Genomic DNA, 21186 nt, shown 5'->3' with positions numbered 1-21186 from the left:
TGCCATGCGTGCCACTCTCGTCATTCCTGTTCTTTCGGCCCTGGGCCTGGCCTTGGCCGGCTGCGCTACCCCACCGGAAAACCCGCAACTGCTGCAAGCACGCAGCCAGTTCTCCAGCCTGCAGCAAAAGCCTGAGTCCAGCACCCTGGCGGCGGTTGAAACGCGCATCGCCTCCAACGCACTGGACCGCGCCAACCAACTGTCCCTGCACAGCCGTACTGACCCGCAGATCGATCAGCTCGCGTACCTCGCGACGCAGAAAATCGCCCTCGCCGAGCAGACCATCGTCGGTCGCAAAACCGATGCTCAACTCGACAACATCGCGGTCGACCGTACCCAGGTGCAGCTCGACGTTCGCACTGCGCAGCTCAAGGCCTTGCAGGCGATGAAAGCGCAGCCTACCGAACGTGGCCAGGTCGTCACCTTTGGCGATGTGCTGTTCGATACCGGCAAGGCTGAATTGAAACCCGGCAGCCAACGGGACTTCCAGGCGCTGGCGAACTTCCTGTTGCAGAACCCGGAGCGCCAGGTACGCGTTGAAGGTTTCACCGACAGCACCGGTGGCGATGCTTACAACCAGAGCTTGTCCGAGCGCCGTGCCCAAGCGGTTGCCCGTGGCCTGCAACGCCTCGGCGTCGGGGCTGAACGTATTGCAGTGATGGGCTATGGCAAGCAGTACCCGGTCGCCGATAACCTCAGCGCGCCGTCACGCCAGTTGAATCGCCGTGTGGAAGTGATCGTGTCTAACGATGCGTCGGCGGTTAGCGCACGTCGCTAGGCAGGCGGGTTGTTCGATGTGGCTGTTGTCGCGCCCCGGCGCGGCATGCCATTGAGCCGGGAGCAGCACTGCCGCTCCCGGACTTGACGCTCGCCAGTCGGTAACGTGTATCAGCCGAAGCCAACGATGGCTTTGGTTTCCAGGTATTCCTCAAAACCATAGATACCGTACTCGCGCCCATTCCCCGAGCGCTTATAACCGCCGAAGGGCGCCATGGGGTTCCAGGCCGGGTAGTTCAGGTGCACTTGCCCGGCGCGAATGCGCGAGGCGACCGCCCGCGCAAGCTCAAGGTCTTGCCCCTGAACGTGGGCGCCCAGCCCGTAAACCGTGTCGTTGGCGATAGCCACGGCTTCATCGACTGTGTCATACGCAATGATGCAGAGCACCGGGCCGAATATTTCCTCTTGAGCGATGCGCATGGCAGTGGCCACTTCAGAGAACACAGTCGGTCGGGTATAGAAGCCCTTTGCAAAACCCGGCACACGCCCTGGCCCACCGCACAGCAGTTTTGCACCCTCGTCGAGGCCCGCCTCGATCATCGCTTGCACGCGATCGAATTGTGCGCGGTTGGCGATGGGGCCCAGTTGCGTTTCTTCCAATTGCGGGTCACCCACGATAAGTGCATTGGCAGTCTGCGCGGCCAGTGCCTCGACCTCCGCCAGGCGGTTTCTGGGCACAATCATCCGGGTCGGCGCGCTGCACGATTGCCCGACGTTGCGAAACGCCGACAGCACGCCGAGCGGCACAGCCTTGGCGAAGTCTGTGTCAGGCAACAGCAGATTCGGCGACTTGCCGCCCAATTCCTGTGTGACACGTTTCACCGTAGGCGCGGCAGCCTGTGCAACCAGTGCGCCGGCGCGGTTTGAACCGGTGATTGAGATCATGTCGATGTCGGGGTGCGCCGCGATGGCTGCACCCACCTCCGGACCGCTGCCGTTGACCAGGTTGAACACGCCGGGTGGTAAGCCTGCGTCGTGCAGCAGTTGTGCAAAAAGCAGGGCGCTCAGGGGGGACAGTTCGCTGGGTTTCAAGACCACGGTGCACCCGGCGGCGATGGCCGGGGCAACTTTTGCGGTGATTTGATACAGCGGCCAATTCCACGGCGTGATGAGACCGCACACCCCGATGGGGTCGCGTTCAATCGCAGTGCCGCCTTCCACCGTCCGAAAGCGGTAGCTGGACAGCAGGTCACGTGCAACACGAACGTGTTCGGCCGCCAGCGGCACCTGCATGGCTCGCGCAAAACTGATGGCAGCGCCCATCTCCAGAGAAAGCGCCTGCGCCAGCGCTTCCTTGCGCTCAAGGATCAACGCATGGATTTTTCCGAGGATTTGCGCGCGTGACTCGACGGAGCGCGCCGACCACGCGGGGAACGCTGCGCGCGCCGCCGCGACTGCGCGATCGACATCTTCGGCCGAGCCGCGCGCCACCTCGGCCACCACCTCTTCAGTGGCCGGGTTGACCACCGGCAAACTGGCCGGGACGGCAGGGGGCGTCCAACAGCCGTTGATGTAAAACTGCTGAGACGTTGGCAGATCAACGCTGTCGTTATTCGAAGAGAGTGTGGTCATCCAACGAGCTCCTTGGAGCGGTGATAAGCGCTGCGAACAGCGGGGGCCTGGCGTCTGGATACGCTAACAAAACGGCCCAGGCAAAAGATGCCGTTGTTCAAGCCAGCAAGGAATAATCTGCTGTATCCGGCGGGCTGGCCTTGCATCATGCTGAGCCCTAGCCGATTGCTTGAGTCACCAGCGCAAACTGCTTGATCCCGTCGCGCGATTGCGGCGGCACGCCCAGTACCATCCTCGGCGCCCGATCAACGCAGGGCAGTCCCAGGTTTTCCAGCCAGTCAGCCAACCCACACTCGCTGAGAATGTCGAAGCGCACAAAAGCGCCTGGAATCAACTGCAGCAGGTGGCTGATCAACTGTCGGGCCTGGTCCAGATCCTGTGCGACCACTGGGCCAATGATATGGCCGCGACCAAAGCGACGGAGCAGGGCGCAACCTTTCAGGTGCCCGTCTACATCGATGCCGACGACGTGCTCGGCCGTTGGCAGTAGGTCGTTGAGGACTGCAGTACGGTCCAGTCCACTGCCGGCATTGGCCAATTCAATCACCTGAGGGTAATCGGCCAGGTTTAACGCACGACATTGTGCAAAGGGCGCCGGCGTCTGCGGCACCCCTTGGTGTTGCTGAATGCGCGCGAAATCAACGAACCCCATGCTTGCATACAACGGCGCGCCTGACTCGGTGGCATTGAGGATCGGCGTGCGCGGGGCTGCCGCGTCCAGGCACCGCTGCATCAACTGGCGGCCGATGCCTTTGCCTTGATGTTGATCGCTCACAATCACCAGGCCGATGGAGGAATAGGCACCCTGGTGGCACGCGAACGCCACGCCCACCAATTGACCCTCATGCTCAGCGACAAAGCCTTCCGACGTGCGCTGCACCATGGCCCAGTCTTCCTCGCGGTGCGGCCATTTGAGGTGCACGGAGAGCGCGTGGGCGGCGGGCATGTCTGCCGCGGTAGCCGTGCGATACGTGTAGGCGTGGGTCATATGAGTTTTCCTGTACTGAGAAGGCTTGTGGACAGCTGCGCTGTCATTGATGGCTGTGTGAACCGGCGGATATCGAAGGGACTGATCGAGGTGCTGGTACTGCCGGTGCTGATCAATTCGGCCATGACATCGCCGACGCCAGGGCCGAGCTGGAAGCCATGGCCGCAGAAACCAAACGCATAAAACAGCCCGTCCACCATGCCGCTCGGGCCCATCACCGGCAGCGAGTCCGGTGTGTAGCTCTCGATGCCGCTCCACACGCGGATGATGTTGAGCTTCTCGGCGCCCGGTAAAAGTCGGCGCATCTGCCGCATCTGGTTAAGCAAGCTTTCCGGCTTGAAAAACGCCCGTCGGTTGACCATATCCGGGGCGCAACGGTTACCACCGCCGATGATGATGTTGCCGCGTGGGATCTGCCGGAAGTAGATCACCTCTTCCTTGATTTTGGTGAACACGCCAATCACGGTCGGCAACGCGTAGGGCACCGGTTCAGTGACGGACATCTGCGGGCCGTTGGGTTCCAGCGGCACCGGCTCACCGAATTGCTCGGACAACCGGGCCGCCCAGGCGCCGGCGGTAATCAGCAATTGCTCTGCGACGAACAACTGCCCATCGGTGGTGGTGACGTGGAACAGGCCGTTGACCTTCTGCACATCGGCCACTTCGGTTCTTTCCTCGATTCGCGCCCCGAGGCGACGCGCCGCACGGGCAAACGCCGGGGCGGCCAGGCGTGGGTTGGCGTGACCGTCGTGGGGCGCGTAGGAGCCGCCCTTGACCTCCGGGCCAAGGAAGCCGAAGCGTTGATGCAGCTCGGCGCCGCGATAGATTTTCAAGTCCAGTTGCGCGGCTTCCGGTGCGGCGGCATAGGCCTCCAACTCGGCGATTTCGTCTTCGCGGTAACACACGCGCATGTGGCCACTGGGGATGAATTCGAGGTCATCGTCGATCAGTTCCGGCAGGCGCTTCCACAGCGCCCAGGAACGGTTGGCCAATTCAAGCTGCCCCAGATAACGCCCCTGGCGACGAACGTTGCCGAAGTTGACGCCGCTGGCGTACTGGCCAATCTGGTCGCGCTCCAGCAGCGTGACCGCACGGCCGCGCCGGCTCAGGAAAAACGCCGATGAGGCGCCCATGATGCCGCCGCCAATGATCAAAACATCGCTTTTTTGCGCGTTCATGAAGGCTCCTCTTGTGCGCCTCGGGCCACGGCTTCGATTTCGATCAGGTAACCATGATGCAGCACTGGGACAGGTACCACGGCGCGGGCTGGCCGGTGGTCGCCCAAATAGTGTGCATAAATGCGGTCAAACGCCGGCCAATGTTCTATCCCGACCACATACACCGTCACTTTGAGCAGGTCGCGGGGGCTCAGTCTGGCTTCCCTGAGGATCGCCATCAGGTTGTCGAGGGCAATCGACGCCTGAATCTCAAACGGTTGATCGGCGCTGTGTTCGCCATTGGCGCGTACCGGCAATTGCCCGGACACGTACACCACGCCGGCGTGGGCCACCGCCTGCGAATAGTGCCCGCCCGGCGCTGCCGCGTCTGCCGCATGAATCACCTTGAGATTACCAGCCATGCAGTCGACTCCATGTGTGCACCGCGCCGTCGGCGTCGAGGGCGTGATAGTCCGGGAACTGCGCGCCGGTGGCGCAGGCATGGTTGGGCAGGATGCGCAGGCGACTGCCGATGGGGAAGCGCGCGGCAATCTCGCCGCTGTTGGCGGCGCCCAGGGTGATGATGCCATGTTCCTGGTTGGCGCCCGTGACCAGCGCCCCATCGATCCAGTCGCCCGCTTCGGTACACACTTGCCCATAGCCAAAGTCCTGGCGCTGACGCTGCGTGCCGCGGTCACGACTCATGGCCATCCAGCCGGCGTCGGTGATGATCCAGCCCTTGTCCGGCTGATGGCCGATCACCGTGGTCAGCACGCTCAACGCCAACTCGTCTGCCCGGCATACGCCAATGTTGTGCATGACCAGGTCGAAGAACACATAGACGCCTGCGCGCACTTCGGTGACGCCGTCGAGGTTGAGCGCCGAGAGCGCTGTGGGCGTGGAGCCGATGCTGACTTCCGGGCACGCCAACCCGGCTGCGCGGATGCTCTCGGCGGCGCGCACGCAGAGGTCGCGTTCCTGTTCGGCCAGCGCTTGCAGGGCTTCAAGGGTGTCCAGCTCGTAACTGGAACCGGCGTGGGTCATCACACCGCGCAGGCGCATACCGCCGCTGCTGAGGATGGACGCGACATCGATAAGCGCAGGGTCTTCAGCGGCCAGGCCGGAGCGATGGCCGTCGCAGTCGATTTCAATCCACACGTCGAAGCGTTCATCGTGTTGCTGGGCGAACGCGACGATGGCCTGGGCACCTTGGACGCTGTCGGTGAGCACGCTCAGGTCGCAACCGTTGCGCCGCAGTGCCAACCCCTGGGGTAATTTGCCTGGTGCAATGGCAATGGCGTAGAACACATCGCGGATGCCTTGGGTGAAGCAATGCTCCGCTTCTTTCAAGGTGGAAACCGTGACGCCGCTGGCACCCGCAGCGAGCTGCGCCTCGATCACGGGCAGGCACTTGCTGGTTTTGATGTGGGGGCGCAAGCGAACGCCTAGGCTGTCCATGCGTTGCTGCATACGCTGGATATTGCGCTGCATTCGCGGGACATCAATGAGCGCTGCTGGCGTGTCGAGAGAGGCAATCGGCGTGGGCATGAGAGGACTCGGATGGCTGGGTACGGCAACACTCTACTCAGGCATCCTTAAGGTGTGGTTCAATCCAGGCTCATCAATCATTAAGTAAAATTGAATGATCTCCATCGAAGACCTGCGTCTCGCCGTGACGCTTGCACGTTCGGAGTCGCTGAGTGCAGCGGCCAGGGCGCTGAACGTCTCGCCGCCAGCGCTCTCCATGCGCCTGCGTAAGTTGGAGACGCTGCTGGGGCTGACCCTGGCCAATCGCGATGCGCGACGTCTCAGCCTGACGGCCGATGGCGAGCGGTTTTCGCGTGAAAGCGCGCTGCTGCTGGAACAACTCGAGGCGCTCCCGGAGTCGTTCAGGCAAAAGGACGAGAGGCTGGTGGGCACGTTGCGGCTGGCGGCTCCGTTTGGCTTTGGCCGGCAGCGACTCGCGCCGTTGCTGGCGCGCTTCATACGTTTGCACCCGCAGCTTTGCCTGCACTTGGATTTGCGTGAGACGCCCTGGCCTGACCGGCATGACAGCGACGCAGTGATTCATATCGGCCACCTCAATGACAGCCTGTGGACGGCCCGGCAACTGTCGCCGAACGAACGCTGGTTATGCGCGAGCCCGGCTTATCTGCAAGCGCAGGGCGTGCCGTCGACGCCGGACGAGCTCACGGCGCATCGCTGCATTTGCATTCGTGAAAATGATGAAGACGTCACGCTGTGGCATCTGCGCAAGGGCCAGGGGCGCAAGACGCTGCGCATCGAGCCCGTCTTGTTGAGCAACGATGGCAGCGTCGCCCGGCGCTGGGCCGAGCAAGGGCTGGGGTTGGTGCTGCGTTCGCAGTGGGACGTGAGCGACGCCATCGCCAACGGCAGCCTGGTACGGGTACTGGCCGATTGGAGTTTTGACAGCGCGCCAGTCAACCTGCTGGTGCCGTCGCGCAAGCTTCGCAGCCCGCGCGTGCAGGCGTTGGTGGCGTTTCTGGAAGAGGCGTTGAAGGTGTGATCAGCTTGCGCTGATCTCGGTTATTTCACCGCATACACCTTGCGTACGTAAACCGTACTGGTCCAGGCGCAGGGTGCGTTTTTGGCGACGAATACGGTGTCGCCGGTGTTGACGGTAACGTCGATACCTTTGTCATCCTGCAGCGTGACACTGCCTTCGAGCAGGTGCATCAACTCGTGCAACTTGTGCGGGCGGCCGTGGCGGGCGTAAGGCGTTGAGTCCCAGATACCGATGCGCAATTCGGTGGCCGCGTCGTCGAACAGGTTGAGTGCGCGGCACTGCGGCGCGGGGCCGATCAGGATCGCAGGCTCCGGGGCGGCCGAGGGGTTGAGCAGGGTGTACGGGTCGAGGAAGGTCAGGCCGGGGCAGGCAGGTGCGTCGGACAGGTCGAGGGCGCAGAACGCCCATTCACTGTTGGCACTCGCTTGTACGGTGAGGTGGGTACCACGGCCGATCACGGCGCTGGCGCCGACACCCAGTTCCAGCGTTTGTCCTGCGCTGCTGAGTACCACATGGCCGGCGTGCACCACCAGCGTCTCGCTGTGGGGGAAGTCTTCGATCACGGCTTCGCCGCTGAACTGCACCAAGCCTGCGGACACGCCATCGTCGCCCAGCCAGGCGAGTTGGCGGCTGTCGCCGAAGGGGTCACGTGCGCTCAACGCTGCGTGATCGAAGGACGTGGCAACGCGACTGCCGTCGGCGTGAGCCAACAGCAGGATTTGGGGAGATGACATGTGGAGTGCTCCGGGAGGAAAGTCAGCCGATCGCCTGGGTGATCAGGGCAAACGGGTATACACCTTGGCTGGCCTTGGGCGGCGTGCCCAGGGCCATCTGTGCGACGGTGTCGATGTTTTTCAGGCCGGCGCTCTCGAGCCAGTCGCTGAGGCCGCAGACCACGGGAATGTCGATGCGCACAAAGGCGTCCGGCACATGCGCCAGCAATGCCGCGATCAGGTGCTTGGCCTGGTCAAGGTTCTCGGCCACCACCGGGCCGATGCAGCGGCCACGGCCAAACGGGCGTAGCAGGGCGAAACCGCGTAGCTGGCCATCGCGCTCGATGCCCACGGCGTGTTCGACCTGCAGGTCGCGCAGCACTTCGCGGCGGTCCAGGCCGCTGGCGGCGTTGGCGAGGGCAAGCAGAATGGTGTGATCATCGGCGTTAAGCGCGCGGCAGGTTTCGCCTTCGGCCAGGTCCGGCAGGGCGGGTACCAGCGCCTGGCCCTGATGCTGTTGCACGCGTCCGAATTCGACAAATCCCTGGCTGGCATACAACGGCGCGCCGGCGAGGGTGGCGTTGAGGACGGGAGTGCGTGAATCGCATGCGGCGAGGGCTTTTTCCATCAGGCGACGGCCGATGCCTTGGCCTTGGTAGTCATTGCTGACGATCACCAGGCCGATAGTCGCGTAATCGCCTTGGGGGCAGGTGAAAGCGCTGCCGATCAGGCGTTCGCCGTCCATCACCACGAAGCCGTCGCTGACCCGTTGCAACATCGCCCAGTCTTCCAGGCGGTGGGGCCATTTGAGTTGCACTGACAAGGCGTGGGCGGCGGGGAGGTCGGCCACTGTCATCGGGCGGTAGGTATAAGCGGGGTGTGGCAGGGCGGACATGGCGAGGCTCCGTTTTTGCGTTGTTGGTGGGGTGCTGGGTGCTTGTATCCCACCTGTGTTGGGGGCTGGCAAGAGGGGCGGGAATATTCGGTAGATTTGGTGTGTGTTGGTGGGAGAGACCATAGTTAGTACTTAATTGCAGTGTGGGGTCAGCAGCAAATGCTAGAGGGGATTATTGAGTGCATATCCGTTATTTAGGTAACGGCTACTATTGGTTCCGCTCTTACAGCGGGTCACTTTTTGAAGAGCGCAAAAAGTAACCAAAAACGCTTCGCCCCAGATCAGGATCAAAAGCGCGGCGGCCTGAAAGCCGACCGTATTGTTTGGTCGAACTCGGTCGAAACTATGGGAGCGGGCTTGCTCGCGAAGAGGACGTGTCAGTTGTTATATTTTTGACTGGCCCACCGCTTTCGCGAGCAAGTCGAATCGTCGCACTGCCGCTCCCACATTTAGATCTCCACATAGTAGTTGGATATCGGCCAGCTTTTGATCTATGGCGGCCTGACAGCCGACCGGTTTTGTATGTCGAACTCGGTTCAATGTGGGAGCTGGCTTGCCTGCGATAGCATCAACCGGGTCAGTCTGGTGTACCGAGTTGCCAGCATCGCAGGCAAGCCAGCTCCCACAGAAAAGCAGATCGGCAGCGCATGTCACACCTGCTTTTGATCTGGCTTGTGATCTTGATCTCAGGCACACCGAGCCTAGGCGAGGTGCCGAGTGGTGGGGCAAGAGCGCTTTGGTTACTTTGCCGCTTTTGCAAAGTGACTCGCCGTAAGGGCGAAACCAATATCAGCCGTCACCGCAGAAACGGATATGCACCCAATCCTCCAACCAAACTTTCTGCCGCCTCAACCCCCCATCCCCAAGCCTCCCCACCCCAAAATCCCCATAAAAGCGCACAAACAAAGGCTCTGCCCAAGCCTGGCGCGCACCGCAAACTCTGCTGAGCCCAACCCCCAAAACGGTGGTTTGTATTGAGCACAGGTCGTTTTAGACGGCATATGCTGATTTCACAGTGGTGTAATGAACCTGTGCTGCAACGAGGCCGACGCGCCGCCAGGGCAGCGAACGCTTGTCACATTCAACTGACTCCAGGACCGCACTCAATGAGCTTTCTTCGTCCCAAATTCATTACGTTCGACTGCTACGGCACGCTCACTAACTTTCATATGGGCACCATGACCCGCGAGCTGTTCGCTGACCGCATCACCCCTGAGCAGATGGACCAGTTCGTCAAGGACTTCTCGGCCTACCGCCTCGACCAGGTCATGGGCGACTGGCGTCCGTACGATGAAATTCTCAAGACCGCCCTGGCCCGTACCTGCAAGCGCTGGGGTATCGATTACCGCGAAGAAGGCCAGCTGTATTACGACGCCGTGCCGACCTGGGGCCCCCATGCGGACGTGCCAGCCGGTCTGTCGAAGATTGCCGACAAGATTCCCCTGGTGATCTTCTCCAATGCGATGGACAGTCAAATCATGTCCAACGTCGACAAGCTCGGCGCGCCGTTCCATAAAGTGTTCACGGCTCAACAGGCCCAGGCCTACAAGCCGCGGCTGGCAGCGTTTGAATTCATGCTCGACAACCTCGGGTGCGGTCCGGAAGACATCTTGCATGTATCTTCCAGCTTCCGTTATGACCTGATCTCGGCCCATGACATGAAGATCAAGAACAAAGCCTTTGTTGCCCGTGGCCACGAAGTGCCCGCCAATGCGTTCTATGGTTACCAGCAGATCACCGATATCGGTGGGTTGCCGGCGTTGGTCGGTCTGTAAACGCGCACCTTGAGGGTAAGACATGGGCAGTGAATCCTATTGGCTCGACACCGCACCGGCCTTTACTGGTGCCCAGTTGGGCGGCTTGCCCAAGCAGGTCGACGTGGCTGTGGTCGGCGGTGGGTTTACCGGCCTGGCGGCAGCGCGGGCGTTGGCGCTCAAGGGCGCCAGCGTCGTGGTGCTGGACGCCGGGCGCGTGATCGGTGAAGCCTCAGGGCGTAACGGTGGGCAGTGCAACACCGGCGTGGCCCAGGATTACGCCGGGCTGCACGCCAGCCTAGGTGCCGCCAAGGCGCGCGCTTATTACCAGGCGTATGAAAGCGCGGTACAGAGCGTGGTGGCGCTGGTCGAGCAGGAAGGGATCGCCTGCGACCTGGTGCGCAACGGCAAGCTCAAGCTGGCGGCCAAGCCCATGCATTACGAAGGCCTGGCCCGCACGTGCGAGTTGATCCGCCAGGAGGTGGATGCCGATGTCGAGCTGCTCAGCGCCGAACAGACCCACGCCGAAGTCAACTCGGCGCAGTTCCATGGCGGTTTGCTGCAACGCAATGGCGTGCAGATGCATGTCGGGCGCTTTGGCGTCGGGTTGGCCGAAGCGGCGGCGCGACGTGGTGCGATGATTTACGAGCACACGGCCGTCAAGGATTGGAAGGCCCAGGCCGGTGGTTATCAGGTCAATACCACCAAGGGGTCGCTGCACGCCGGGCAAGTCTTGCTGGCCACCGGCGCCTGTCAGCATGGCGACCTTGGCTGGTACCGCAGGCGCATCGTGCCGGTGGGTAGCTTCGTGATTGCTACCGAAGTCTTGCCTCAGGCGTTGATCGACCAATTGTTGCCGCAGCACCGCGCGTACGTAACCAGCCGCATGATCGGCAACTACTTTCGCCTGACCCCGGACAACCGCCTGCTGTTTGGTGGGCGTGCGCGGTTTGCCATGTCCGACAGCGTCTCCGACGCCAAGAGCGGCAAGGTGCTGCAAGCGGCGATGCTGAACATGTTCCCGCAGTTGGCGGGGGTAAAAATCGACTACTGCTGGGGTGGGCTGGTGGACATGACGTCCGACCGCCTGCCCCGCGCCGGCCAGCATGGCGGCGTGTTCCATTCCATGGGCTACAGCGGCCATGGCGTGCAGATGTCGGTGCACATGGGCCAGGTCATGGCCGACGTCATGGCTGGCAACACGGCGGCCAACCCGTGGCGTGAACTCGAATGGCCGGCGATTCCCGGGCATTTCGGCAAACCCTGGTTCCTGCCGTTCGTGGGCGCCTATTACCGTTTCCAGGACTATTTGCACTGAGTTGCCGTTGTTGCGTCACCGTCGTTTGCGTTTCCAGGACGCTCCGGACATCCGTGAGCACTCGATTCTTCCGATTATCGACAGGTAGCCTTGCTATGACAGACAACAAAAACACACCCGAGCTCATTTCCGGCCAGGAAAGCCTGCGGGTGTTTGAAAGTCTCAATCGCGGCATGTCACGCCGCAACGCTTTGCAAATGCTCGGCGTTGCCGGTGTGGCCGCCGTCGGTGCGGGCAGCCTGTTCGGCAGTGCCGGTAAGTTGTTCGCTGATGAAGCCGCCGTTGAGGGCAAAGGCAAGCCCGGTGGCAAGATCCGTGTCGCCGGCATGTCCAGCTCCACCGCCGATACCCTCGACCCGGCCAAGGGCGCGCTGTCCACCGACTACGCACGCCACTACATGTTCTACAACGGCCTGACCCGCTTTGATAAGCACCTGGTGCCGCAACTGGAACTGGCCGAGCGTATCGACAATGCCGACGCGACCGTGTGGACGATCACCCTGCGCAAAGACGTGACCTTCCACAACGGCAAGGCCCTGACGGCCGCCGACGTGGTGTTCTCGCTCAGCCGCCACAAGGACCCGCTGACCGGTTCCAAGGTCATGCCACTGATGGAGCAGTTCGCCGAGATCAAGGCCAGTGGACCGAACGAAGTGCAAATTCGCCTCAGCGCGCCAAACGCCGAGCTGCCGTCGATCCTCGCCGTGTCGCATTTGTTGATCGTTCCTGAAGGCACCACCGAGTTCAACAAAGGCATCGGCACCGGGCCATTCACCGTCGGCGAGTTTAAGCCGGGTGTGCGCTCGATTGCCGTGCGCAACAAAAACTACTGGAAACCGGGCCTGCCGTACCTCGACGAGATCGAATTCATCGCCATCGCCGACGAACCGTCGCGGGTCAACGCGCTGTTGTCGGGCGATGTGCATATGATCAACGAGGTCAACCCGCGTTCCACCACGCGCATCGCCGCCAGTGCCAAACACCGGGTCGTGGATGCGCCGTCGGGCAACTACACTGACTTGATCATTCGCCAGGACCAGTTGCCCGGCAAAAGTCCGGAATTCACTCAGGCCATGAAGCTGCTGCTCGACCGTGAGCAGGTCAAGTCCGCGGTGTTCCGTGGGTTTGCGGTGGTCGGCAACGATCACCCGATTGCGCCGGGTTCGCGTTACTTCAACACCGACTTGCCCCAGACGGTCTACGACCCGGAAAAAGCCAAGTTCCTGCTGAAGAAAGCCGGCATGGAAAGCATCACCATGCCCGTCATGGCATCGCCTGCCGCCACCGGCTCGGTGGACATTGCTGTGCTGTTGCAGCAATCGGCCAAACAGGCCGGGCTCAAGCTCGACGTGAACCGCCTGCCAAGTGATGGCTACTGGTCCAACCACTGGATGAAGCACCCGCTGAGCTTCGGCAACATCAACCCACGGCCGAATGCCGACGTGATGTTCTCGCAGTTCTTCCAGTCCAAGGCGCCGTGGAACGAATCCGGCTGGCAGAACGATCAGTTCGACCAACTGCTGATGCTGGCCCGTGGCGAAACCGATGACGCCAAGCGCGCCAAAATGTATGGCGACATGCAGACCCTGGTGCACGACCACTGCGGTATCGGCGTGCCGGTGTTCATCAGCAACATTGACGGCGTGGACCAGCGCGTCAAAGGCTACGGCACCAACCCGTTGGGCGGTTTCATGGGCTACATGTTTGCCGAGCAGGTGTGGTTGGACGCGTGAGGAGGACGGTACGATGAATAGCAATACACTGTGGTTGATCGCCCGGCGCTTCGGCGCCGGGGCCGTGACTTTGTTGATCGTGTCCATGGTCGTGTTTGCGATCACGGCGGTACTGCCGGGGGACGCGGCGCAACAATCCCTCGGCCAGTTCGCGACCCCTGAACAGGTGGCGGCACTGCGCCTGAAGCTGGGGTTGGACCAGCCCGGTGTGTTGCGGTACCTGCACTGGTTGATGAGCCTGCTCACCGGGGACATGGGCGTGTCGGTCTCCAACGCGATGCCGGTGGGTGAACTGATGGCCGGTCGCGTGCCTAACACCCTGATGCTGGCGGGCGTCACTGCACTGGTCTCGGTGCCGGTGGCGTTGGTACTCGGTATCGGCTCGGCGATGGGCCGGGGCGGGCGCATCGACAGCTGTCTGAGCTTTGTCACACTGGCCATGGTCGCGGTGCCGGAGTTTCTGGTGGCGACCCTGGCGGTGCTGGTTTTTGCGGTCAACCTCGGCTGGTTGTCGGCGCTGTCCTACGCCAGCGACATCACCTCACCGCTGCAATTCATGCGTACCTATGCCTTGCCGGTGATGACCCTGTGCTGCGTGATCGTCGCGCAAATGGCGCGCATGACGCGCGCCGCCGTGATCGACCAACTCGACAGCCCCTACGTGGAGATGGCCCGGCTCAAAGGCGTCAGTCCCATACGCATCGTGCTGCGCCATGCCCTGCCCAATGCGATCGGGCCGATTGCCAATGCCATCGCCCTGAGCCTGTCGTACCTGTTGGGCGGGGTGGTGATCGTCGAAACCATCTTTAACTACCCCGGCATTGCCAGCTTGATGGTCGATGCTGTGACCAACCGTGACATGGCGCTGGTGCAAGCGTGCACCATGTTGTTCTGCGCGGCCTACCTGGCGTTGGTGCTGCTCGCCGACCTGTGCGCAATCCTGTCCAATCCGAGGCTGAGAAACCAATGAACCCGCTCATTGCGAAATCCAAGCCCCTGTCCTCCGCCCTGGCCCTCGCCAAGGTTTCCAGCGGCCCGTCGTGGCTGGGCCTTTTGGGCGCCGTTGTGTGCGTCGCCTGGTTGCTGGTGGCGCTGTTGGGCCCCTGGCTGGCGCCACACCCGGTGGGTGAAGTGGTGTCCGATAACATCTTCGAAGGCTTCAGCCTCACTCATCCGTTCGGCACTGATTACCTGGGCCGCGACATGCTCAGCCGGGTATTGGTGGGCGCGCGATTCACGGTCGGGCTGGCGTTGGTGGCGGCGTTGTTGGCCAGTACCTTTGGCACCGGGTGTGCGCTGCTGTCGGTGGTGTCGCCCAAGTGGCTGGACGAAATCATCAGCCGCATCATGGACGCCTTCATTTCGATCCCAAGCAAAATGCTTGCACTGATCATGGTCTCGGCGTTTGGCTCGTCAGTCACGCTGCTGATCTGCACGGCGGTGATCAGTTATATCCCCGGCTCGTTCCGTGTTGCCCGCAGTATGGCGGTCAATATCGAAGCCCTGGAATATGTGCAGGTGGCGCGTACGCGCGGCGAAGGCCGTTTGTACGTGGCGTGCATGGAAATCCTGCCGAATATGCTCAACCCGGTGCTGACCGACCTGGGGCTGCGTTTCGGCTACATCGTGCTATTGCTCAGTGGCATGAGTTTTCTCGGCCTTGGCGTGCAACCGCCAGACGCCGACCTCGGCTCGCTGGTGCGCGAAAACATCGGCGGCCTCAATCAGGGCGCGCCGGCCATCATTATTCCAGCGTTGGCCATTGGCACACTGACCATCGGTGTGAATCTGTTGATCGACTACCTGTCATCACGACGCAGTCGACGCACGGGAGGCCACTGAAATGACCCAATTGATTCGCGTCGAAGACCTGCGCGTCGTTGCTGGCGACGAAGGCAGTGAGATTGAGATCGTCAAGGGTGTGAGCTTTTCCCTGGAAAAAGGTGAAGTGCTGGCACTGATCGGCGAGTCCGGCTCAGGCAAGACCACCATCGCCCTGGCGTTGCTCGGCTATGCACGGCGTGGCTGTCGCTTGTCCGGCGGGGTGGTGCAGGTGGGTGAACACGACATGCTCGCCCTGAGCGAAAAAAAGCTGCAGGGCCTGCGTGGAAACCGCGTGTCCTATATCGCCCAAAGCGCCGCCGCCGCGTTCAACCCGGCGAAAAAACTCATCGACCAAGTGGTAGAGGGCGCGTTGATCCATGGCCTGGGCACCCGGGCCGAGTTGCAAGCCAAGGCCATCGGCTTGTTTCGTGACCTTGCCCTGCCCAATCCCGAGCGCATCGGCCGGCGTTACCCGCACCAGGTTTCCGGCGGGCAACTGCAGCGAGTGATGGCGGCGATGGCGCTGATCAGCGACCCGCTGCTGGTGGTGCTCGACGAGCCGACCACAGCGCTGGACGTGACCACCCAGATCGACGTGCTGCGCGCATTCAAACGCGTGGTGCGCGAGCGTGGCGCGACGGCGGTGTATGTGTCCCACGACCTGGCCGTGGTTGCGCAAATGGCCGACCAGATTGTGGTGCTCAACGGTGGGCAAATCCTCGAGCAGAGCGCCACCGCGCCGCTGCTCAAGACCCCGGCCCATGAATACACACGCAGTTTGCTGGCCGCCGCGCGGCCGGATACCACTATTCGCCCGCCCTGCGGGATTGCCGAAGACGTACCGCTGCTGACCATCAGCGGCCTCACCGCCGGTTACGGCAACAAGAACATGCAGGGCATGCCGGCGATTCGGGTGCTGGAAGACATCGACCTGACGGTGCGTCGCGGCCAGGCCATCGGTGTGATCGGTGAGTCGGGCTCCGGCAAATCCACCCTGGCGCGTGTGGTCGCGGGGCTGTTGACCCCGGCCATCGGAGGGCTGACGTTTGACGGCCAGCCGCTGGGCGGCAGCCTGTCTGAGCGCACCCCGGAACAATTTCGACGCATCCAGATGGTGTTCCAGAACGCCGACACCGCCCTCAACCCGGTGCACAGCGTGGCGACCATCCTCAGCCGCCCGTTGAAGATGTATTTTGGCCTAAAAGGCGCAGCGCTACAGGCGCGTATCGGCGAATTGCTCGACCTGGTGCGCCTGCCGCGCACCCTGGCTGAACGTCGGCCGAATGAACTTTCCGGCGGGCAAAAACAACGGGTCAACCTGGCCCGCGCGCTCGCCGCCAAGCCTGACCTGATCCTGTGCGATGAAGTCACCTCGGCCCTCGACACCGTGGTCGGCGCCGCGATCCTCGAGCTGCTGCGCGACCTGCGCCAGCAACTGGGCGTGTCCTACCTGTTTATCAGCCACGACATCTCCACCGTGCGCGCGCTGTGCGATGACATCGTGGTGATGTACAGCGGCCATAAAGTGCAGGCCGGCAATCGCCAGTCGTTTGCCGAGCCACCGTTCCATCCGTACACCGACCTGTTGATTCACTCGGTGCCTGAATTGCGCCAGGGGTGGCTGGAAAGCTGCGGCACCACCTGCGCGACACTGCCGCCGATTGGCGAGCGGGCCAACGTGCCGGAACTCTGCACCTTCCTCAGTCGCTGCCCGGTCCGGGTCGACGGCCTGTGCAACCGCTCCGCGCCGAACCGGCGCACCTTGGACAACGGCGGTGAAATTCTCTGCCACCACGACAGCGCCCAGTTGCTGAACACCCAGCAGGGCGTCATTACCATGACCTTGGGAGCGTATGCATGAAAGGGCGTTTTGTGAGACTGGCCGAACAGGGCCGGCCGACGGTTAGCCTGACCGTGGATGGCGCACCGGTCGAAGCCTTGCAAGGCGATACCTTGATGGTCGCGCTGCTGACCCAGGGCAACGCCTTGCGCCAATCGGAATTCGACAGCGGGCGCCGCGCCGGCTTCTGCCTGATGGGCGCGTGCCAGGATTGCTGGGTGTGGACCCGCAGCGGCGAACGCCTGCGGGCTTGCTCCAATGAGGTCCGTGACGGACTGGACATTGTCACCACACAACCGGAGGCGACATGGCCACTGCACGGGTAATTATTGTCGGCGCCGGGCCGGCCGGTGTTCGCTGCGCACAAACCTTGCTGGCGGCCGGTATCCAGCCGATCGTGATCGATGAAAATCGCCGCGACGGCGGGCAGATCTACCGTCGCCAGCCAGACGGCTTTACCCGCGATTACACGACGCTGTACGGCACTGAAGCAGCCAAGGCCCAGGCCCTGCACCAGAGTTTCGACCGCCTGCGCGACGCCATCGACTATCGCCCCGACACCCTGGTGTGGAACCTCACGCCGGGGCAGTTGTGCTGCGTGAGCCAGGGCCGCCACAGCACAGTGGATTACGACGCGCTGATTCTTTGCACCGGCGCCACCGACCGCTTGATGCCCATTGAGGGTTGGCACTTGGCGGGCACCTATAGCCTGGGCGGCGCGCAGATCGCGCTGAAAAACCAGGCCGTGTCCATTGGTCATCGCGTGGTGTTCATGGGCAGTGGGCCGTTGCTGTACCTGGTCGCGAGCCAATACGTCAAAGCCGGCGCCGAAGTGGCAGCGGTGCTCGACACTTCGCCGCTGAGCCTGCGCCTCAAAGCCTTGCCCAAACTGCTGGCGCGCCCGGCAGTGCTGTTCACCGGGATCAAGCTGCTTGCACAACTGTATCGGGCCAAAGTCGCAGTGCACCTGGGGATCAAGCCGCTGCAAGTCATGGGCGATGCGGCCAATGGCGTGATGGGCGTGCGGTTCACCACGGGCAGCGGACGGACTGAGACGGTGCAAGCCGATGCAGTCGCGCTGGGTTACCACCTGCGCCCGGAAACCCAACTGGGCGACCTCGCCGGGTGCGCCATGGCATTTGATCATGCGTCCAGCCAGTGGTGGCTGGCGACCGATGAGGCCGGGCGCACGTCGGTAAAGGGCGTGTATGCGGCTGGCGACGGTTCGAAAATTCGTGGTGCGGATGCCGCCGAGCACGCCGGGCGCCTGGTGGCGTTGGCGCTGCTGGAAGATCTGCAGAAACCGATCAATGCAGGTTTACGTGATGAACAACAGCAGGCCCTGGCCGTGATGGATCAGTTCCGCCTTGGCTTGGCCGAAGCGTTCCCGTGGCCCAGCGAACAGGCCAAGGCGCTGCCGGACAGCGCCATTGTGTGCCGCTGCGAAATGATCAGCGCCGGTGAATTGCGCCGCACGGTGAGCGAGAAGGGCGCCTGCGAGGTTAACCGCGCCAAGGCGTTCAGCCGCGTGGGCATGGGCCGTTGCCAGGGGCGTTATTGCTCCCAGGCCGGCGCCGAAGTGATCGCCGCCGCCGCCGGTGTGCAAGTGCAGGAAGTCGGCCGCCAGCGCGGCCAGGCACCGGTTAAACCGTTGTCGATGCTCACCGAGGAGGTTTCGCCATGAGCGTGCAAAAAGCCGATGTGGTGATTGTCGGCGGTGGACTGATGGGCTCGGCGACCGCGTTTTTCCTGCGGCGTCGCGGGCAGTCGGTGATCCTGCTGGAGCGTGACCAGATCGGTCAGTACGCCAGCGGCGTCAATTTTGGCAATGTGCGCCGGCAGGGGCGGTTCCTCGGCCAACTGGCCCTGGCCAACCGTTCCTGGGCCTTGTGGAAACGCTTGCCGGAGCTGATCGACGATGACTTGGAGTTCATCCCCAGCGGGCATATGCGCGTATGTTATCGCGAAGATGAGATCGCCGAGTTGGAGGCCTATGCCGCCGCGCCGGAAGCCGCGCAACTGGACCTGAAAATCTATCGTGGCGCCGAGTTGCGTCAACGCTTCGGCTTCCTCGGCCCGGACGTTAAGGGTGGCTCCTACGCACCCCATGACGGCCACGCCAACCCACGTCTGGCTGCACCGGCGTTTGCCCGTGCCGCCAAGCGCCTGGGCGCGCAGATCGAAGAGCGCACCGAAGTGGCTGAGGTGCAGAAAGTCGGCGCCGACTTCCATCTCACCACCACCGACGGCCGCCAGTTCCAGGCCGCGCAACTGCTGATCACCGCCGGCGCCTGGGGCCAGAAACTCTCGGCGCAGTTTGGCGAGCCGGTACCACTGGACACCCATGGCCCGCAAATGGCGGTGACTGAACCGGTGCCCTATGCGCTGCCAACAGTGATCGGCGTGTACACCAAGATTCCCGAGGAAGTGATCTACTTCCGCCAGATCCCGCGTGGCAACATCGTCATCGGCGGCGGCTACCGCAGCAAACCCGACATGCTTAACCGCCGCGCCTACGTGGAACCGCGCAGCATCCTCAATCAGGTCAACCAGATGCGCCGCCTGCTGCCAGGCGTAGGCAACCTGAACATCGTTCGCGTGTGGAGCGGCATCGAAGGCTATCTGCCGGATTCGTTGCCGATAATGGGGCCCAGCGGCACCGTCGACGGGCTGTTCTATGCCTTCGGTTTTTGCGGCCACGGCTTCCAGCTCGGCCCTGGCGTGGGGGATGTGATGGCCGAACTGCTCAGCACCGGTAGCACCAGCACGCCCATCGAGCCGTTCTCCATCACCCGCTTTGCGGTACCTGCCGAACAACGGAGCCAGGCCTTATGAAACCCCGCGTCCTCGAGATTCTCAAACAACTGATAGCCTTCGACACGGTGTCATCGGAATCGAACATGGCCCTGATCGACTACGTGCGCGGCCTGCTGCTGGGCAAAGGCATCGAGTCGTTGATCGTCAAGGACCAGAGCGGCAAGAAGGCCAACCTGTTCGCCAGCACCGGGCCTAAGGATCAGCCTGGCGTGTTGCTGTCCGGGCACACCGACGTGGTGCCGGCAGCAGGGCAGGCGTGGACCTTTCCCGCCTTTGCCGCCACCGTGCAGGACGGACGCATCTATGGCCGGGGCAGTTGCGACATGAAGGGGTTTATCGCCCTGGCCATCGACGCCATGCTGGATGCCGCCGACCATCACCTGAACCGCCCGCTGCAACTGGCCCTGTCCCATGACGAAGAGATCGGTTGCGTTGGGGTGCGGCGCTTGCTCGACGTGTTGCACCTGGCACCGGTGCGACCCTTTTTGTGCGTGATTGGTGAACCGACCACTATGCAGTTTGTACTCGGCCACAAGGGCAAGGGGTCCTACCGCACTTTTTGCCGGGGCCAGGAGGCGCATTCGTCGCTGGCGCCGCGTTCTGTCAACGCGATCCATGTCGCCTGCGACTTTATCGCCGCCCTTCGCGAGCGCCAGCAGCACCTGCAAAACCACGGTGCCCAGGACAGCGACTACGACGTGCCCTACAGCACGGTACATGTCGGGCAGATTGTCGGCGGCAAGGCGCTGAACATCGTGCCCAACCTGTGCACCTTGGATTTCGAGGTCCGCAACTTGCCGGCTGACGATCTGGATCAGTTTCTTGAGCAGATGCGCGAGCGTGCCGAAGTGATCGTGCGTGAGGCGCAGAAGCTGTCCAGCGTGGCCGCCATCGAGATTGAAACCGTCAACGTCTACCCTGGCCTCGACACGCATCCCAGCGTCGAAGCGGTGCGCTTCCTCAAACAGTTCGCCGCGCCCGACACCGGCACCTCCAAGGTCTCGTTCGGCACCGAGGGCGGCCTGTTCAAGCAGCGTCTGGATGTGCCCGTGGTGGTGTGCGGGCCAGGCTCTATCGAGCAGGCGCACAAGCCCGATGAGTTTATCGAGATCAGCCAGATGGACGCCGGCGAGCGCTTTTTGCAGGGCTTGCTGGGCTCGCTTACGGCTTAGCAGAGCCTGCCGTCCTGGGGTGAATTTCAGCACGGCACGCTGCTGTAACTGCACTTTCGGCATCCTCATCCGTGGCAGCTCCCTAGACTGGAACCTGTC

19 protein-coding genes are annotated in these 21186 nt (G+C 62.6%); 12 read left to right on the top strand and 7 right to left on the bottom strand.

The features are described from left to right. Positions 1 to 4 precede the first annotated feature (4 nt). Positions 5 to 778 carry an OmpA family protein gene (locus AACY08_RS02020; protein ID WP_339467667.1) on the top strand — a complete coding sequence of 258 codons (774 nt, stop codon included), beginning with the start codon at positions 5 to 7 and terminating at the stop codon, positions 776 to 778. A 110-nt stretch (positions 779 to 888) separates the two neighbouring features. On the opposite strand, the gene AACY08_RS02015 is transcribed toward AACY08_RS02020, so the two are convergent. The 5 genes from AACY08_RS02015 to AACY08_RS01995 all read right to left on the bottom strand — a co-directional run bounded on the left by AACY08_RS02015 (position 889) and on the right by AACY08_RS01995 (position 6042). Beyond that, positions 889 to 2349, bottom strand: coding sequence for an aldehyde dehydrogenase family protein (locus tag AACY08_RS02015; RefSeq protein WP_339467665.1), 1461 nt, complete (start codon positions 2347 to 2349; stop codon positions 889 to 891). Between the two features lie 157 nt (positions 2350 to 2506). After that, positions 2507 to 3337, bottom strand: a complete 831-nt coding sequence (locus AACY08_RS02010) for a GNAT family N-acetyltransferase (RefSeq protein ID WP_339467663.1) — start codon at positions 3335 to 3337, stop codon at positions 2507 to 2509. Further along, entirely contained in the window at positions 3334 to 4515 is a 1182-nt protein-coding gene (locus tag AACY08_RS02005; RefSeq protein ID WP_339467661.1) for an NAD(P)/FAD-dependent oxidoreductase, read from the bottom strand. Before AACY08_RS02005 ends, AACY08_RS02010 begins: the two co-directional genes overlap by 4 nt. Then, positions 4512 to 4916, bottom strand: coding sequence for a RidA family protein (locus AACY08_RS02000; protein WP_339467659.1), 405 nt, complete (start codon positions 4914 to 4916; stop codon positions 4512 to 4514). Before AACY08_RS02000 ends, AACY08_RS02005 begins: the two co-directional genes overlap by 4 nt. Next, positions 4906 to 6042, bottom strand: coding sequence for a DSD1 family PLP-dependent enzyme (locus AACY08_RS01995; RefSeq protein ID WP_339467657.1), 1137 nt, complete (start codon positions 6040 to 6042; stop codon positions 4906 to 4908). Before AACY08_RS01995 ends, AACY08_RS02000 begins: the two co-directional genes overlap by 11 nt. Before the next feature lie 94 nt (positions 6043 to 6136). Between AACY08_RS01995 and AACY08_RS01990 the strand changes: the two genes are divergently transcribed. Beyond that, positions 6137 to 7021, top strand: a complete 885-nt coding sequence (locus AACY08_RS01990; RefSeq protein WP_339467654.1) for a LysR family transcriptional regulator — start codon at positions 6137 to 6139, stop codon at positions 7019 to 7021. A gap of 20 nt (positions 7022 to 7041) precedes the next feature. Here the strand turns inward: AACY08_RS01990 and AACY08_RS01985 are convergent, their stop codons facing one another. Beyond that, a complete protein-coding gene (locus AACY08_RS01985; protein ID WP_339467651.1) occupies positions 7042 to 7755 on the bottom strand; it encodes a cupin domain-containing protein in 714 nt (237 codons plus the stop codon). Positions 7756 to 7777: 22 nt separating this feature from the next. Continuing rightward, entirely contained in the window at positions 7778 to 8629 is an 852-nt protein-coding gene (locus AACY08_RS01980; protein ID WP_339467649.1) for a GNAT family N-acetyltransferase, read from the bottom strand. Between the two features lie 1106 nt (positions 8630 to 9735). Here AACY08_RS01980 and AACY08_RS01975 point away from each other — a divergent pair. The 10 genes from AACY08_RS01975 (at position 9736) to argE (ending at position 21087) form a co-directional block, all read left to right on the top strand. After that, complete coding sequence (locus tag AACY08_RS01975; protein WP_339467647.1) at positions 9736 to 10404, top strand: haloacid dehalogenase type II; 669 nt, start codon at positions 9736 to 9738, stop codon at positions 10402 to 10404. 22 nt (positions 10405 to 10426) lie between these two features. After that, positions 10427 to 11701, top strand: coding sequence for an NAD(P)/FAD-dependent oxidoreductase (locus AACY08_RS01970; protein WP_339467645.1), 1275 nt, complete (start codon positions 10427 to 10429; stop codon positions 11699 to 11701). A gap of 95 nt (positions 11702 to 11796) precedes the next feature. Further along, a complete protein-coding gene (locus AACY08_RS01965; RefSeq protein ID WP_339467643.1) occupies positions 11797 to 13434 on the top strand; it encodes an ABC transporter substrate-binding protein in 1638 nt (545 codons plus the stop codon). Between the two features lie 13 nt (positions 13435 to 13447). Next, positions 13448 to 14404 carry an ABC transporter permease gene (locus tag AACY08_RS01960; protein ID WP_339467641.1) on the top strand — a complete coding sequence of 319 codons (957 nt, stop codon included), beginning with the start codon at positions 13448 to 13450 and terminating at the stop codon, positions 14402 to 14404. After that, entirely contained in the window at positions 14401 to 15276 is an 876-nt protein-coding gene (locus tag AACY08_RS01955; RefSeq protein ID WP_339467638.1) for an ABC transporter permease, read from the top strand. Before AACY08_RS01960 ends, AACY08_RS01955 begins: the two co-directional genes overlap by 4 nt. 1 nt (position 15277) lies before the next feature. Next, positions 15278 to 17119 carry an ABC transporter ATP-binding protein gene (locus AACY08_RS01950; protein ID WP_339467637.1) on the top strand — a complete coding sequence of 614 codons (1842 nt, stop codon included), beginning with the start codon at positions 15278 to 15280 and terminating at the stop codon, positions 17117 to 17119. Then, a complete protein-coding gene (locus AACY08_RS01945) occupies positions 17116 to 17424 on the top strand; it encodes a (2Fe-2S)-binding protein (protein ID WP_065875926.1) in 309 nt (102 codons plus the stop codon). The genes AACY08_RS01950 and AACY08_RS01945 overlap by 4 nt, the downstream gene beginning before the upstream one ends. Beyond that, complete coding sequence (locus tag AACY08_RS01940; RefSeq protein WP_339467633.1) at positions 17406 to 18782, top strand: FAD/NAD(P)-dependent oxidoreductase; 1377 nt, start codon at positions 17406 to 17408, stop codon at positions 18780 to 18782. Before AACY08_RS01945 ends, AACY08_RS01940 begins: the two co-directional genes overlap by 19 nt. Beyond that, positions 18779 to 19933 (top strand): NAD(P)/FAD-dependent oxidoreductase, encoded by a 1155-nt coding sequence (locus AACY08_RS01935; protein WP_339467631.1) that lies wholly within the window; start codon positions 18779 to 18781, stop codon positions 19931 to 19933. The genes AACY08_RS01940 and AACY08_RS01935 overlap by 4 nt, the downstream gene beginning before the upstream one ends. Next, entirely contained in the window at positions 19930 to 21087 is a 1158-nt protein-coding gene (gene argE / locus AACY08_RS01930; protein WP_339467629.1) for an acetylornithine deacetylase, read from the top strand. The genes AACY08_RS01935 and argE overlap by 4 nt, the downstream gene beginning before the upstream one ends. Positions 21088 to 21186 lie beyond the last annotated feature (99 nt).

The organism is Pseudomonas sp. EL_65y_Pfl1_R83 (assembly GCF_963970695.1).
GTDB classification, from domain to species: Bacteria; Pseudomonadota; Gammaproteobacteria; order Pseudomonadales; family Pseudomonadaceae; genus Aquipseudomonas; species Aquipseudomonas tritici.
This window is presented reverse-complemented; position numbering and strand designations above follow the sequence as displayed.

Excerpts from the sequence above, each read along its gene's own strand:
- AACY08_RS01975 (WP_339467647.1), top strand. The coding sequence starts at position 9,736 with ATGAGCTTTCTTCGTCCCAAATTCATTACGTTCGACTGCTACGGCACG.
- AACY08_RS01945 (WP_065875926.1), top strand. The coding sequence starts at position 17,116 with ATGAAAGGGCGTTTTGTGAGACTGGCCGAACAGGGCCGGCCGACGGTT.
- AACY08_RS01965 (WP_339467643.1), top strand. The coding sequence starts at position 11,797 with ATGACAGACAACAAAAACACACCCGAGCTCATTTCCGGCCAGGAAAGC.
- AACY08_RS02000 (WP_339467659.1), bottom strand. The coding sequence starts at position 4,916 with ATGGCTGGTAATCTCAAGGTGATTCATGCGGCAGACGCGGCAGCGCCG.
- AACY08_RS01990 (WP_339467654.1), top strand. The coding sequence starts at position 6,137 with ATGATCTCCATCGAAGACCTGCGTCTCGCCGTGACGCTTGCACGTTCG.
- AACY08_RS01980 (WP_339467649.1), bottom strand. The coding sequence starts at position 8,629 with ATGTCCGCCCTGCCACACCCCGCTTATACCTACCGCCCGATGACAGTG.
- AACY08_RS01940 (WP_339467633.1), top strand. The coding sequence starts at position 17,406 with ATGGCCACTGCACGGGTAATTATTGTCGGCGCCGGGCCGGCCGGTGTT.
- AACY08_RS01935 (WP_339467631.1), top strand. The coding sequence starts at position 18,779 with ATGAGCGTGCAAAAAGCCGATGTGGTGATTGTCGGCGGTGGACTGATG.
- AACY08_RS02020 (WP_339467667.1), top strand. The coding sequence starts at position 5 with ATGCGTGCCACTCTCGTCATTCCTGTTCTTTCGGCCCTGGGCCTGGCC.
- AACY08_RS02015 (WP_339467665.1), bottom strand. The coding sequence starts at position 2,349 with ATGACCACACTCTCTTCGAATAACGACAGCGTTGATCTGCCAACGTCT.
- argE (WP_339467629.1), top strand. The coding sequence starts at position 19,930 with ATGAAACCCCGCGTCCTCGAGATTCTCAAACAACTGATAGCCTTCGAC.
- AACY08_RS01970 (WP_339467645.1), top strand. The coding sequence starts at position 10,427 with ATGGGCAGTGAATCCTATTGGCTCGACACCGCACCGGCCTTTACTGGT.
- AACY08_RS01950 (WP_339467637.1), top strand. The coding sequence starts at position 15,278 with ATGACCCAATTGATTCGCGTCGAAGACCTGCGCGTCGTTGCTGGCGAC.
- AACY08_RS02010 (WP_339467663.1), bottom strand. The coding sequence starts at position 3,337 with ATGACCCACGCCTACACGTATCGCACGGCTACCGCGGCAGACATGCCC.
- AACY08_RS02005 (WP_339467661.1), bottom strand. The coding sequence starts at position 4,515 with ATGAACGCGCAAAAAAGCGATGTTTTGATCATTGGCGGCGGCATCATG.
- AACY08_RS01955 (WP_339467638.1), top strand. The coding sequence starts at position 14,401 with ATGAACCCGCTCATTGCGAAATCCAAGCCCCTGTCCTCCGCCCTGGCC.
- AACY08_RS01995 (WP_339467657.1), bottom strand. The coding sequence starts at position 6,042 with ATGCCCACGCCGATTGCCTCTCTCGACACGCCAGCAGCGCTCATTGAT.
- AACY08_RS01960 (WP_339467641.1), top strand. The coding sequence starts at position 13,448 with ATGAATAGCAATACACTGTGGTTGATCGCCCGGCGCTTCGGCGCCGGG.
- AACY08_RS01985 (WP_339467651.1), bottom strand. The coding sequence starts at position 7,755 with ATGTCATCTCCCCAAATCCTGCTGTTGGCTCACGCCGACGGCAGTCGC.